Origin of the sequence: Paenibacillus sp. FSL M8-0212 (genome assembly GCF_038004645.1) — a bacterium.
Taxonomy (GTDB): Bacteria; Bacillota; Bacilli; order Paenibacillales; family Paenibacillaceae; genus Paenibacillus.
In genome coordinates, this window is record NZ_JBBORP010000001.1 from 3,533,794 (window position 1) to 3,547,671 (window position 13,878).

The window sequence follows — 13,878 nt, forward strand, 5'->3', positions numbered from 1 at the left end:
CCAACCATGACCATTTTTAAATTTCCGCAAGATTTTCGCTGGGGTACAGCAACAGCTTCCTATCAGATAGAAGGAGCGGCACAGGAAGGTGGACGCGGGGTATCCATCTGGGATACGTTTGCGCGCACGCCTGGCAAAGTATATAACGGAGACAATGGTGATGTCGCGTGTGACAGTTACCACCGGTATGAGGAAGACATCGCATTGATGAAGAAACTCGGGATTAATACGTACCGGTTCTCCATTGCGTGGCCGCGTATTATTCCTGACGGAGATGGGGAGATCAATCGTGAAGGTCTGGACTTCTACCACCGCTTCGTGGATGCATTGATCGAGGCTGGAATTGAACCGTTCCTCACCCTGTATCACTGGGATCTTCCGCAAACGCTGGAGGATGACGGAGGCTGGGGCAACCGCAGAACTGTGGATGCTTTTGTGAAATATGCCGAAGTGATCTTCAAAGAATTCTCTGGCAAAATCAACTTCTGGCTGACATTCAACGAACCATGGTGCATCGCGTTCCTGTCAAACCTTCTCGGGATTCATGCGCCAGGAAACAAAGACCTGCAAACGTCAATTAATGTTGCTCATGGATTGCTGGTCGCTCACGGCAAAGCCGTTCAATCCTTCCGTCGTTTGGGTACAACCGGACAGATCGGTATTGCTCCGAACGTATGCTGGGCTGAGCCGTACAGCAAATCTTCTGAGGACCAAGCTGCGTGTGATAGATCAATCGCGCTCAATACGGACTGGTTCCTTGACCCGATCTACAAAGGCTCGTACCCGCAATTTATGGTGGACTGGTTCGCAGAAGCGGGAGCTACGGTGCCAATCCAAGAAGGCGACATGGAGATCATCTCGCAACCGATCGACCTACTAGGTATTAACTATTACACGATGGGGATCAATCGCTTCAATCCGGAGGCAGGTGCTCTACAATCAGAAGAAGTTGATATGGGCCTCACCAAAACCGATATTGGCTGGCCAGTGGAATCACGCGGCTTGTATGAATTCATGCATTATTTGCAAAAGTACGGCAATGTAGATGTGTATATCACGGAGAACGGTGCCTGCATCAATGATGATCTGGAGAATGGCAAAATTAATGATGATCGCCGGATTGCATATTATGAACAGCACTTGGCTCAAATTCACCGCATCATTAATGACGGGATTAACCTGAAAGGGTACATGGCATGGTCACTGATGGATAATTTCGAGTGGGCAGAAGGCTACCGCATGCGTTTTGGTCTTGTTCATGTGGACTATCGTTCACTCGTGAGAACGCCGAAGGAGAGTTATTACTGGTATCAGAACGTCATCAAGAATAATTGGTTGGAGACACGGAACGAACATAATCCCCAATAGTTTAGGTGGCAGGTTTAAGGGAAAAGCAGGTCCTCATTATATATAGTTCCCTTATTGAAGTTGAAAAAGACGGTAACATTGGAGTATTCCAATGTGCCGTCTTTTTTTGTATTTTTACCGTTGGAAATGAGTAGTTCATAAAGGTTTCATAAGGTCAAGTGCAGTTCCTGTTATGAAGAGACGTTTTTTGGGTTATAAGAAGTATGAATGAATTGAAAAATGTTTTGTCAACGATCGAAATCAAAATAAAGTGTCCAAATTGCGAATAAAATTTGAACATTTGTTGACTAAAAATCATACTGATGTGGTATATTGGTATAAGGAAAGCACTTACAAAAAGGGAAAAGGAAGTGTTTACTATGGCATCGAAGACAGCAATGGTTAGCCAATTGGAGCGCAAAGACAAAAATATGCGGCGCGCCGTCTTGACGATGACAGTTCTGGCATGGGTCGCACTCATTACGGGAGTGGTCATGTGTCTGATCAATCTGAACGACTTTAATGATCGTAATCTTGGCTTGATGGTTGGTATTGGATTCCTTGTAGGTAGTGTGTTTATTTACGTTATTGCCAAAGCGATTGGCCTTGTTCATACACGCCGGGAAGACGAAGGCGCCGATTGATTATAATCCTGCGTTAATTCGTTCATAATAAGACTGGATAAGTTCCCGGAATCCAGTCAATAAAGCCCTTTGCGGATTCGTTGACACTGTTCAACGGGACTGCAAAGGGTTTTATTTTGTGACTTGAAGTGTAAAGATTACGAAGTACAAATATCAAGCATGCAAGCGATTTGTGAGAAAAAATTCACACATTTAAGGTGTAAAATCGACAAATTTGTTAACAAGAACAAAAAAGTTGTTCATTTCTGATATCTTTAGTAGGAAGAGAGTAGTATACTGATTTTTCAGTATGAGCGAATTTAAGGAGAGGGGATCAAAATGAACAAGAAACCTAGGTCGCTAATCCGGATTATCATTCCGGTTGTCCTGACGTTGGTTACAATTGCATTGATTGTCTGGCCAATGCTGGCAGGCGGGCAGTACGTTGTTCTGGATCCGAAGGGGCCAATTGGCGCTTCGCAGAGAGATTTGATTGTCATCTCGACAATTTTGTGTGCTGTCATCATTGTGCCAGTACTCATTTTGTCTGCCGTAATCGTATGGCGTTACCGCGACAAGCCGGATAACAAAGCTGCTTATGAGCCTAACTGGTCTCATAGTACGAAGGCGGAGGCAATCTGGTGGACGGTTCCAATTATTATTATTGGAATACTTGCAATTGTAACGATTCGTTACACGTATGATCTGGAGCCTTCGAAGCCGTTGGCTCATGAGAAAGAACCAATTACCATCCAAGTGTCTTCACTGGACTGGAAATGGCTGTTTATGTATCCTGAGCAAGGGATTGCAACGGTCAACACGCTGAATATTCCGGCAGACCGGCCCGTGAAATTTGAACTCACTGCGGATTCACCGATGAACTCATTCTGGATTCCGCAACTTGGAGGACAGATTTATACGATGTCGGGTATGGCGATGACCTTGTATCTGCAGGCAGATCATGAAGGCAAGTACTGGGGTTCAGGCGCTAACTTCACAGGTGAGCATTTTGGAGAAATGCGTTTTGATGTGAATGCTACATCGGACGAAGATTTTGACAATTGGGTAGCTGAAGTGAAACAGAGTTCTCAGGCGTTGACTACAGAAGGTTACAAAGCACTGGCTGAACCAGGAACAAGCAATGTTGCTTATTATTCTGCCTTCCCAGAAGGATTGTTCCAAAATATTGTGACCAAGTATGTTGTAGATGGTCAAAGTGCTCACAGTAAGCATGGAAGTTCAAGTGAAGCTTCTGGAGCCATTCAAAGTGCAACTGACAAGTCCAATCAAGACGAGGACAAGAGTGCTAACTAAAGATTCGAAAGGAGGCCCCCAATGTTAGAGAGACTTAAAGAGTTTGCATCGGAGTTTTTCGTAACTGGCGACCCGCTGATCTATGGAGCAGACGTGGCCATCGGTATTACGATGATTACTATCGTAACGGTGCTGACTTATTTCAAAAAATGGGGCTGGCTCTGGCGTAACTGGTTAACTACCGTCGATCATAAAAAGATCGGTATTATGTATATCATTGCTTCCATTATCATGTTGTTCCGTGGTGGTGTGGATGCATTGATGATGCGTCTGCAGCTGGCTATGCCTAACATGGATTTCTTACATCCTGAACATTATAATCAGGTCTTTACAACTCACGGCACGATCATGATCTTGTTCATGGCGATGCCATTTATGTTTGGTTTATTTAACGTTATCGTGCCATTACAGATCGGAGCAAGGGACGTTGCCTTCCCGTTTCTGAATGCATTGAGCTTCTGGTTATTCTTCCTGGGAGCAATGCTGTTTAACCTGTCCTTCGTTATCGGTGGTTCACCGGATGCGGGATGGCTGAGTTATCCACCTCTATCGGAGCTGTCACACAGTCCGGGGGTCGGACAGAACTTCTATATATGGGGTATACAGATATCGGGTATCGGTTCCCTGGCTACCGGTATCAACTTCCTGGTTACCATCATTAAAATGCGTGCGCCAGGCATGAGATGGATGAAAATGCCGATGTTCACATGGTCGGTATTCTCCACTTGTATCATTATCTTGTTTGCTTTCCCGATCTTGACCGTGACACTTGCATTGTTATTCCTCGACAGGTTTGCCGGGGCGCATTTCTTCACACTTGATCTGGGCGGTAACCCAATGATGTATATCAACTTGATCTGGATGTGGGGTCACCCTGAGGTATACATTGTCGTCTTGCCGGCATTCGGTGTGTTCTCCGAGATTGTAAGTACCTTCTCTCGGAAAAAACTGTTTGGTTACAAGTCAATGGTATTTGCAATGTTAATTATCAGCTTCCTGTCCTTCTTCACATGGGCGCATCACTTCTTCACGATGGGTTCAGGAGCGGACGTGAATGCCTTCTTCGCCGTAACTACGATGTTGATTGCTATTCCAACAGGGGTTAAAATATTTAACTGGCTGTTTACCATGTATCGAGGAAGGATTCGCATGGCGACTCCGATGATGTGGACACTTGCCTTTATCCCGTGCTTTATTGTCGGGGGTATGACAGGCGTTCTGTTATCCGTTGCTCCTGCTGACTTCCAGTTCCACAACAGTTACTTCCTGATTGCCCACTTCCACCAAGTATTGATCGGTGGCGTTGTCTTCGGATACTTCGCTGGTCTGTATTACTGGTGGCCTAAAATGTTCGGTTTCCAACTCGAAGAGAAACTGGGCAAATGGGCATTCTGGACTTGGAATATTGGTTTCTATGTCTGCTTCATGCCGCAGTACGCTGTCGGTCTGATGGGTATGACACGTCGTCTGAGCACATACGGCTGGGATACTGGCTGGTGGGAACTGAACTTCGTATCCACAATCGGGGCATTCCTGATGGGTGTCGGATTCTTGTTCCAAGTTGCACAAATTGCAGACGGTATTCGCAAATACAAAACACTTAAAGCTTCCGGCGATCCATGGGATGGTCGTACGCTCGAGTGGTCGATTCCTTCACCAGCTCCTGAATATAACTTCGCTGTTACACCGCGCGGAGATGATATCGATGAGTGGTGGGAAGAGAAAGAACGTCGTGCCAAAGGCATCTATCCGCCTGAGCAACCGCTTGAGCCGATTCACATGCCGAAGAATTCCTCGATTCCGTTCATCATGTCTGTCTTCTGGTTCGTTGCTGGTTTCGGCTTCGTATTCGGTTGGCTGTGGATGGCGATTCTCGGACTTGCTGGCGTAGGCATCTGTATGATCGCCCGTTCATTCTCTTACGATACGGATTATTACATTCCGGTCGACGAAATTAAGCGTACCGAAGCGTCGTTAAGGGGGTCGGTATAGATGGCTCAAGCAGCCGCTAAGCACGGTGAGAATCATGCGCATGGTCATGACCATGGCCACCATGATCCACAGGAAATGAAAATTCTCGGATTCTGGTTCTTCCTGATTTCCGACGTTATCTTGTTCTCCGTATTGTTCGCAACCTTCATTGTGTTGCGTGACAATTCGGCGGGCGGACCGATTTTGTCCGAACTGATCAAAATGCCTGGCGTTATCGCCGAGACATTTATCTTGCTCACGAGTTCATTTACAAGCGGACTTGCCGTTCTGGCAATGAACCAGGGTAAAGTGAAACAATTGATTAACTGGCTGATTGTTACAGCTGTTCTGGGTGCAAGCTTTATCGCCCTGGAGGTTTACGAGTTTGTTGAGATGGTTCACGAAGGTTTTAGTTACACAACGAGTGCAGCTTCTGGTGCATTCTTCACCCTCGTGGGTACTCACGGACTTCACGTATCGCTTGGTCTGATCTGGATGATCGGACTCATGTTCCAACTGAAAAAACGTGGGATTACCGATGTTACTCGCGGTAAGATCAACGTCATCAGCTTGTACTGGCACTTCTTGGACGTCGTATGGATCTTCCTCCTGTCGATCGTCTATCTCATGGGGGTGATGTAGATGGCAGAGCACAACTCACATGATTCCCACGGCCATGAACAACATGGCTCACTGAAGTCTTATGTCATCGGCTTCATTCTGTCCGTCGTACTGACAATCATTCCACTTGTGGTGGTTTTGAACGACATGATGGGCAAAACAGGTACACTCATTGTGATTCTTGGTACAGCAGCACTTCAGTTTGTGGTTCAACTCTTCTTCTTCATGCATATCCGTGAAACAGAGAAACCACGCTGGAATGTCATGGCCCTTATTTTCGGATTACTGATTATGATGACCATCGTAATTGGTTCGATCTGGATCATGCTTAACAATGCTGTTGCACATTAATATGTGAAGCAAAGAAGATCTCCCGGTCTGTTTTACAGACTGCGGAGATCTTTTTTTGCTTTTATTTAAGAAATAAACATCGTTAGTGATTAATGATATGAATTATTTTAAAAAATAAAGGTACACAAAAGATACATAATGAACTAAAATGAACTTATATGAACATTATCAAACTCAATCCCAACTAATTTAAATGACGAAAGGAATGGATTAATAATGGAAAATCGTTATGCTGCACATCCCAATGAAGTGAAAACGTATGATACATCTCGCCTGCGTGAGGAATTTTTGATGGAGCAACTGTTTGCAACCGATGAATTGGTAACGGTGTATTCTCATGTGGATCGTTATATTGTGGGAACGGCTGTACCTGAGAGCAAGGACATTACCCTTGAAGTGAACCTGAAAGATATCGGAACGAACTTTTTCCTGGAGCGTCGTGAAATCGGTATCATTAATGTCGGTGGTCACGGAACAGTGACAGCGGACGGACAAGGTTATGAGATTGGAGCGAAGGAATGTCTCTACATCGGTAGAGGTGTGAAGGAAGTTGTGTTCACGAGCAGTGACAAGGCTCAACCTGCCCAATTCTATTTTGTATCCACACCGGCTCATCACACCTATCCAACAGTAAAAGCAACACAAGAACAAGCTCAGCCAAATCATCTGGGCAGCATTGAAACTTCCAATGAGCGTACGATCTATCGTTACATTCACCAAGGAGAAGGTGGAATTCAGAGTTGTCAGTTGGTGATGGGCATTACCGAACTCGACAAGGGTAACATGTGGAACACGATGCCTGCACATACCCATAACCGCCGTTCCGAAGTATACTTGTACTGGAACTTGCCTGAAGACGGTGTTGTATTCCATATGATGGGTGAGCCAAACGAAACGCGCCATCTGGTTGTACGTGATCGTCAGGCAATCATCTCGCCAAGCTGGTCCATTCACAGTGGTGTGGGTACAAGTAATTACACCTTCTGTTGGGCGATGGCTGGTGAGAACCAGACGTTCGAAGATATGGACGGCGTAGCGATGAAAGACCTGAAATAATAAATTACAGATGTCTGAGTTAATTTGACAGAGTAGAAACTATAACTCATTCATTTGACTCAGGTAGTATAGGAAGTTGATTATGATGAATCCATTGAAAAGACATGAAAAAATTATGGAGGCTCTGCTGGAGCGCCAGGAAGTAACCGTCAGTGATCTGAGTGAGTTGCTGCAGGTGACTGGGAAGACTGTGCGAGAGGATCTCGACAAGTTGGAGAGTATGGGGTTGCTCGTACGTGTCCATGGTGGTGCTATGCTGGCTCAGAATGACCAGTATGGCATCTTGAATAGCCGCGGAGTTACCGAGAAACATCATCCGGAGAAAACGGAGATTGCTGAACGTGCCCTTGCTTACATCCGACCTGGAGATATCGTTGCTCTCGATGGTGGCAGCACCACGCTGGAGATGGCCAAACGTCTCGATAATCAACCGCTGACGGTGGTGACCAATGACCTGTTCATTATTGCGGAGTTGACCAAAAAGGAGCAAGTGCGACTGGTTGTGCCTGGCGGGGCGCGTGTACGGAATATGTTGGTTGGGGATGATACGGCTGCGTTTATATCCAGTCTTAACATTCACAAAGCCTTTATATCCACGACAGCCCTCCATCCGGAATTTGGATTATCCATATACACGGGAGATCTGGTTCCTTTGAAAAAAGCAATGATATCTGCCTCGCAGCAAGTATACGGCGTTGTGGATCATTATAAATTTGGACAATTTGCACTGCGAACTTTCGCCCAGTGTTCGGAACTGGACTACATTATCAGCGATAGTCGTTTGGATGAAGAGACGGCTTCCTTATACGAGCAGAGCGGTGTCACAGTGGATTATCAAAGTTAACCTCATTCATTATTCATGGGATTAAAGAACGGACGGATCTAAGGATTGCATATCAAAACCATGCGGAGGAATCATTCATGAACCCATTTGATTTAAGCGGACAAGTTGCACTGGTGACAGGTACCTCGGGAGGACTTGGACAAGGGATGGCCATTGGTTTGGCAGAAGCAGGTGCTGATGTGGTGCTGGTCTCTTATTCCAAGCCTGCGGAAACGGCAAGTGCCATTGAAGCACTCGGACGCAAAGCTTATGTGATTGAAGCGGATTTAAGTCGTGAAGATGAGTTGTCGGCTGTGTTCGAACAGGCGCTTGCGTTCCAGGGCAGAATTGACATTCTCGTCAACAATGCCGGAATCATTCGTCGCACACCTGCGGCTGATCATGCAGGGCAGGACTGGCATGATGTAATTGGTCTGAACCTGAACACTGTATTTTTCCTGAGCCAATTGGCAGGCAGACATATGATTGAACGCGGAAGTGGCAAAATCATTAATATTGCTTCCATGTTGTCCTATCAAGGTGGGATCAACGTGCCAGGATATACAGCCAGTAAACATGGCGTTGCCGGTTTAACCAAAGCACTCGCCAATGAATGGGCAGGTAAAGGAATCCAGATTAACGGTATCGCACCTGGTTATATGGAAACCGATAATACTACTCAGATCCGTGCGGACGAGAATCGTTACCGGGATATTACAGCCCGTATTCCTGCGGGGCGTTGGGGAACACCTGAAGATCTGAAAGGCCCGGTTGTCTTCCTGGCATCTGCCGCTTCGGATTATCTGAATGGTCATGTGCTGAATGTCGATGGCGGCTGGATGGCACGTTAATCGTTTGATAATCGGATTAGCATAAGGAGGCAGTGAGATGAAACTTGGTATTCTGGCGCATACATTTGGCAAACAGCCTACAGCACAGCTTGCGCAGACGATTGCGGATAACGGATTTAATTCCGTACAGCTTGCGCTGGCCAAAGCATTATCAGATGTGGACTCATCGAATGGCAAGCTGAGCCCAGGGCTAGCGAATGAGATCGGAGATCAATTTGCACAGCGCGGGGTGAAGATTGCAGTACTGGGCTGTTATATTAATCCGATAGACCCTGATCCGATAAGACGACGTGCGGACATTGATCGATTCAAGGAGCATCTGCGTTATGCCCGGGATTTTGGTTGCAGCATGGTAGCAACGGAGACCGGGGGCTTGGATACCTATCAGGATACACATCCGGATGGATATGAAGAGAAGGCGTGGAGTGTGCTGAAAGAAACGGTTGAGGAGTTGGCTGAGGAAGCGGAGAAATGGGGCGTGCATGCGGCAATTGAGCCTGTGTCCACACATACCCTTCATACCCATGAACATATGACCCGTTTGTTTGAAGAGATTCCTTCATCTAATCTGGGGATGCTGTTCGACCCGTGTAATCTGATCAAGCAACCACATGCTGCAGATCAAGGGGCTTTCTTGCGCGAGGTGATGGAATCGCTGTATCAGCGCATGATTGTGATCCATGCCAAAGATGTAGCCTTTGATGCACAGGGAGAGAAGTTTAATCCGGTACCTGGGGCAGGCATACTGGATTACCCGTTATTTTTTGAATTGCTAAAAACGTATAAGCCACATATCGATATTTCACTTGAAGGCGTAACTGCGGAGGAAGCTGTACCTGCCGCCAAACATTTGCGTGAAGTATGGAGTGCAGTTCGGGTCTAATAAAACCCTGGATGAGGTATTGCATACCTAAGCCAAAATAGTTGAAAAACCTTTGCGAGGGCAAAGGTTTTTTTGGTACAGAAATCGATAATGTACATATTTAATATTTCTTATCGGAACAATCGGAAATAAGTCTTTTCAAATGCGACATCTTGTGAGAGAATATGGAAAACATACGCCACCATGTGAAGACATCAGGAACGTAAAGAACGTATATATCGAGGGAGGATTCAGATTTATGTCAAACGAACGTGAGCTTTCATTTGAAACATTGGCAATTCATGCAGGCCAGGAGATTGATCCAACCACCAACGCACGAGCTGTACCCTTGTATCAGACAACATCCTATGGATTCAAGGACACCGAGCATGCAGCTAACTTGTTTGGTTTGAAAGAGTTTGGCAACATCTATACCCGTCTGATGAATCCAACAACCGACGTGTTTGAGCAACGGATTGCGGCGTTGGAAGGCGGAGCTGGAGCGCTGGCTACATCTTCTGGTCAGGCAGCCATTACGTTTTCACTTCTGAATATTGCTGGTGCAGGTGATGAGATCGTGTCTTCGGCGAGTTTGTATGGAGGTACATACAATCTGTTCTCGACGACTTTGCCGAAATTAGGTATAGACGTGAAATTTGTGGATTCCAGTGATCCTGAGAATTTCCGGGCAGCGATTACGGAGAAAACGAAAGCATTGTATGCCGAAACGATCGGTAATCCGAAGGGGAATGTACTGGATATTGAAGCGGTGGCAGCGATTGCTCATGAACATGGAATTCCTTTGATTGTGGATAATACGTTCCCAAGTCCGTACCTGCTTCGTCCCATCGAACATGGAGCAGATATTGTCGTTCACTCTGCAACGAAATTTATTGGCGGTCATGGTACATCCATTGGTGGCGTTATCGTGGATAGCGGAAAATTTGACTGGAAAGCAAGTGGCAAGTTCCCGGGATTGACGGAGCCGGACTCCAGTTATAACGGTGTTGTATATACGGAAGCGGTTGGACCGATTGCTTATATTATTAAAGCTCGTGTACAGCTATTGCGTGACCTGGGTGCAACAATCTCTCCATTCAACTCCTGGTTGCTGCTGCAAGGACTGGAGACATTACATCTGCGCGTAGAGCGTCATAGTAGCAATGCCCTTGCGGTTGCGGAATTCCTTGAGAAACATGAGGACGTGTCTTGGGTTAGTTATGCAGGTCTGCCGAGCCACGGTTCTTACGAGCTTGCACAGAAGTATCTGCCAAGAGGGCAGGGTGCCATTCTGACCTTTGGAATCAAAGGTGGTGCGGACGCAGGTCGCAAATTGATTGAAAGTGTCAAACTGTTCTCTCACCTTGCGAACGTTGGCGATTCCAAGTCACTGATTATTCACCCGGCAAGTACAACTCACGCACAGTTGACTGAAGATGAACAGACCGCAGCAGGGGTTAATCCGGAGTTGATTCGTCTGTCTGTGGGTACGGAGAACATTCAAGACATTATCTATGATCTGGAGCAAGCCATCAAAGCAAGTCAGGGAGCAAGTGTAGGCGCGTAAATGGCATTGGGTGGATGTGTAAACAATCACTTAAGCGATATGCCACAAACAGGTCATATTGAATATCAATAGATGGTTAAAGCCGTTGTCCTCTGGGACAGCGGCTTTTTGTCTTTTTGAACACGCATATATGAGTATCCATCGAAAAAAGCCCATTTACAAATGTGGATCACAGGCATATACTGATTAAAAGTTGTATTGAGTAAAAACAATTGCATAAGTACAAAAATGATTATCATTCTCATTCGAGATATTGTAAAATCATTCACAAAACCATGCTGCTGCGGGATTCCCGCAGCAGCATGTGTCATTTTTAGGGCATTAACAATGGCTCTCATTCTCAATACAACTTCATTTCTGGAAGCGGAACTTGAGCACATTCACTATCCGCAAACCTACCATTTGAAAGGAACGTGATTTATATGCAAGCGATACATCAACCTCTACACAGACAGCAACAAGCAGAACAACGCTCATCCCAAACACCCGGCCCCAATCGGGGTAAGAAGCCTGATTTTGGAGCCGTGATGCAGAATAAAGAGATGCAATCTGCATTGGGCAGCGGGCTGTTGATGCTGATTGCCTGGGGAACTGCACCGTATTTTGGTACCTTATCCATCATGCTCTACATTGTGGCGTATGCCGTGGGCGGTTGGACCAAAGCGAAGGAAGGTATCGAGACACTGGTTAAGGACCGTGATCTGGATGTAAATCTGCTGATGATTGCCGCATCCCTTGGGGCAGCAGCCATCGGTTACTGGAATGAAGGTGCGATGCTTATCTTTATTTTTGCACTCAGTGGTGCGTTGGAAAGTTATGCGACAGAGCGCAGTCATAAGGATATCTCATCGTTGCTCGCACTTAAGCCGGAGACTGCACTGCGTATTGAAGATGGACAGATGAATCTTGTGGCTATTGATGATCTGCAGCCGGGTGATCTGCTGTTGGTCAAACCGGGAGAACTGATTCCTGCGGATGGCGTGGTGTACCGGGGGAGTTCTTTTATCAATCAGTCGTCCATTACTGGAGAATCCCTGCCTGTGGACAAAGTTGCGGGGGATGAAGTCTATGCAGGTACGGTAAACGGGGAGGGCGCCTTATACGTAGAGGTCACAAAATCGGCGGAAGGGTCACTGTTCGGCAAAATCATTAAAATGGTGGAAGAAGCGCAGGCGGAAGTACCGGATTCTCAGCGTTTCATGGAGCGGTTCGAAGGGATTTACGCACGTATTGTTGTGGGGGTGACCTTACTTGTCATTGCAGGAACTCCGCTGCTGCTTGGCTGGACATGGAATGAGGCATTTTACAAAGCGATGGTATTTCTGGTGGTTGCTTCTCCTTGTGCATTGGTGTCTTCCATCATGCCTGTTATGCTGTCCGCGATGTCCAGCAGCGCCCGCCGGGGCATTCTTTTCAAGGGAGGTGCCCATATGGAGAATATGGCTCGCACGCGGGTCGTGGCTTTTGACAAAACAGGTACATTGACCATGGGCACCCCGCAAGTCACCGATATTATTACGGCTGAACATGTAGATCGTACCCAGCTGTTAGCTGCGGTGGCAGCGATTGAGAACATCTCCATGCATCCTTTGGCTCGTGCCATCGTAGATCAGGCGAATAAGGAGAATATCATACTTCAGGAAGCGGAGCACGTACAGGCTCTAACGGGCTGGGGCATCGAAGGAACGGTGAACGATGTGGTCTGGAGCATTGGCAAAACAAATGTAATGGAATCGATGCAGTCAGAGGAGATGAAAGACAGCAACGTTGATGATCCAGATAAACAGGGTGTTACCCCTGTGAAGGTGTCTTTTGAGTGGGACGATGTACGCTCTCGTCTTGAGGGGGAGGGAAAAACCGTATCCGTTGTTATGGCTGATGGTGAATTAGTCGGGCTGATCGCGATGCGGGACACGGTACGGCCACAGGCAGCAGCTGCAGTGAAAAAGCTTGAAGTGATGGGTGTAAAAGTTGTCATGTTAACAGGAGACCGAGCCAGATCAGCTTCTGTAATTGCTCGTGAAACAGGAGTAAGTATGGTCTATGCAGATTTGCTGCCTGAAGATAAAGTGAAGCAGGTCCAAGCGCTCCGCAAAAAGTATGGTCCTGTGTTAATGGTAGGGGATGGTGTCAATGATGCACCAGCACTTGCAGCAGCTACTGTGGGTATGGGGATGGGATTGTCCGGCAGCGGGACTGCATTGGAGGTCGCCGATGCGGTACTGATGAACGATAACATTGAAGAGATCGCTTGGGTGATTGGGCAGGCCCGGCGAGCACAGCGTACGGTGAAACAGAATATGTTTTTTGCCATCACCGTTATTCTGGCTTTGATTGCTGGTAACTTCCTCCAGGATGTCGCACTGCCTCTAGGTGTGGTAGGACATGAAGGAAGTACAATTCTGGTTATTCTGAATGGACTTAGATTGCTACGGTAATCAGATTTGGAGAGGGAAATGGTTAATTGGTTTCACTGGTAGCATGCGGCTGGT

At 46.6% G+C, this 13,878-nt stretch carries 13 protein-coding genes; 12 read left to right on the forward strand and 1 reads right to left on the reverse strand.

Features of this window, described 5'->3' with window-relative positions; translation table 11 throughout:
* Positions 1–6 precede the first annotated feature (6 nt).
* From MKX68_RS15565 to MKX68_RS15615, 11 genes are all read left to right on the forward strand, one after another.
* Positions 7–1,368: a GH1 family beta-glucosidase gene (locus MKX68_RS15565; protein ID WP_340912769.1), complete on the forward strand. Its 1,362-nt coding sequence runs from the start codon at positions 7–9 to the stop codon at positions 1,366–1,368.
* 359 nt (positions 1,369–1,727) lie between these two features.
* Positions 1,728–1,991, forward strand: a complete 264-nt coding sequence (locus MKX68_RS15570; protein WP_091038518.1) for a hypothetical protein — start codon at positions 1,728–1,730, stop codon at positions 1,989–1,991.
* A 318-nt stretch (positions 1,992–2,309) separates the two neighbouring features.
* Positions 2,310–3,284: a ubiquinol oxidase subunit II gene (gene cyoA, locus MKX68_RS15575; protein WP_091038520.1), complete on the forward strand. Its 975-nt coding sequence runs from the start codon at positions 2,310–2,312 to the stop codon at positions 3,282–3,284.
* A gap of 21 nt (positions 3,285–3,305) precedes the next feature.
* Positions 3,306–5,276, forward strand: coding sequence for a cbb3-type cytochrome c oxidase subunit I (locus MKX68_RS15580; RefSeq protein WP_091038522.1), 1,971 nt, complete (start codon positions 3,306–3,308; stop codon positions 5,274–5,276).
* Positions 5,277–5,897: a cytochrome o ubiquinol oxidase subunit III gene (cyoC, locus tag MKX68_RS15585; RefSeq protein WP_091038523.1), complete on the forward strand. Its 621-nt coding sequence runs from the start codon at positions 5,277–5,279 to the stop codon at positions 5,895–5,897. It begins immediately after the preceding gene.
* On the forward strand, positions 5,898–6,227 hold the full coding sequence (gene cyoD, locus MKX68_RS15590; protein WP_091019256.1) for a cytochrome o ubiquinol oxidase subunit IV: 330 nt from the start codon (positions 5,898–5,900) through the stop codon (positions 6,225–6,227).
* Positions 6,228–6,443: 216 nt separating this feature from the next.
* Positions 6,444–7,283: a 5-dehydro-4-deoxy-D-glucuronate isomerase gene (kduI, locus tag MKX68_RS15595; protein ID WP_036606918.1), complete on the forward strand. Its 840-nt coding sequence runs from the start codon at positions 6,444–6,446 to the stop codon at positions 7,281–7,283.
* A gap of 85 nt (positions 7,284–7,368) precedes the next feature.
* Positions 7,369–8,127 (forward strand): DeoR/GlpR family DNA-binding transcription regulator, encoded by a 759-nt coding sequence (locus tag MKX68_RS15600; protein WP_338595051.1) that lies wholly within the window; start codon positions 7,369–7,371, stop codon positions 8,125–8,127.
* 77 nt (positions 8,128–8,204) lie between these two features.
* A complete protein-coding gene (gene kduD / locus MKX68_RS15605) occupies positions 8,205–8,957 on the forward strand; it encodes a 2-dehydro-3-deoxy-D-gluconate 5-dehydrogenase KduD (protein WP_062836432.1) in 753 nt (250 codons plus the stop codon).
* Between the two features lie 37 nt (positions 8,958–8,994).
* Positions 8,995–9,840, forward strand: coding sequence for a sugar phosphate isomerase/epimerase family protein (locus MKX68_RS15610; RefSeq protein ID WP_340912777.1), 846 nt, complete (start codon positions 8,995–8,997; stop codon positions 9,838–9,840).
* 238 nt (positions 9,841–10,078) lie between these two features.
* Complete coding sequence (locus MKX68_RS15615) at positions 10,079–11,386, forward strand: homocysteine synthase (protein WP_340912780.1); 1,308 nt, start codon at positions 10,079–10,081, stop codon at positions 11,384–11,386.
* A gap of 65 nt (positions 11,387–11,451) precedes the next feature.
* Here the strand turns inward: MKX68_RS15615 and MKX68_RS15620 are convergent, their stop codons facing one another.
* A complete protein-coding gene (locus MKX68_RS15620) occupies positions 11,452–11,724 on the reverse strand; it encodes a hypothetical protein (protein ID WP_340912782.1) in 273 nt (90 codons plus the stop codon).
* Between the two features lie 84 nt (positions 11,725–11,808).
* Between MKX68_RS15620 and MKX68_RS15625 the strand changes: the two genes are divergently transcribed.
* Entirely contained in the window at positions 11,809–13,824 is a 2,016-nt protein-coding gene (locus tag MKX68_RS15625; RefSeq protein ID WP_340912784.1) for a heavy metal translocating P-type ATPase, read from the forward strand.
* Positions 13,825–13,878 lie beyond the last annotated feature (54 nt).

Coding starts and splice junctions, on each gene's coding strand:
- MKX68_RS15620 (WP_340912782.1), bottom strand. CDS start 11,724: ATGAGAGCCATTGTTAATGCCCTAAAAATGACACATGCTGCTGCGGGA.
- MKX68_RS15615 (WP_340912780.1), top strand. CDS start 10,079: ATGTCAAACGAACGTGAGCTTTCATTTGAAACATTGGCAATTCATGCA.
- MKX68_RS15600 (WP_338595051.1), top strand. CDS start 7,369: ATGAATCCATTGAAAAGACATGAAAAAATTATGGAGGCTCTGCTGGAG.
- MKX68_RS15565 (WP_340912769.1), top strand. CDS start 7: ATGACCATTTTTAAATTTCCGCAAGATTTTCGCTGGGGTACAGCAACA.
- MKX68_RS15570 (WP_091038518.1), top strand. CDS start 1,728: ATGGCATCGAAGACAGCAATGGTTAGCCAATTGGAGCGCAAAGACAAA.
- MKX68_RS15580 (WP_091038522.1), top strand. CDS start 3,306: ATGTTAGAGAGACTTAAAGAGTTTGCATCGGAGTTTTTCGTAACTGGC.
- MKX68_RS15610 (WP_340912777.1), top strand. CDS start 8,995: ATGAAACTTGGTATTCTGGCGCATACATTTGGCAAACAGCCTACAGCA.
- cyoA (WP_091038520.1), top strand. CDS start 2,310: ATGAACAAGAAACCTAGGTCGCTAATCCGGATTATCATTCCGGTTGTC.
- cyoC (WP_091038523.1), top strand. CDS start 5,277: ATGGCTCAAGCAGCCGCTAAGCACGGTGAGAATCATGCGCATGGTCAT.
- MKX68_RS15625 (WP_340912784.1), top strand. CDS start 11,809: ATGCAAGCGATACATCAACCTCTACACAGACAGCAACAAGCAGAACAA.
- cyoD (WP_091019256.1), top strand. CDS start 5,898: ATGGCAGAGCACAACTCACATGATTCCCACGGCCATGAACAACATGGC.
- kduI (WP_036606918.1), top strand. CDS start 6,444: ATGGAAAATCGTTATGCTGCACATCCCAATGAAGTGAAAACGTATGAT.
- kduD (WP_062836432.1), top strand. CDS start 8,205: ATGAACCCATTTGATTTAAGCGGACAAGTTGCACTGGTGACAGGTACC.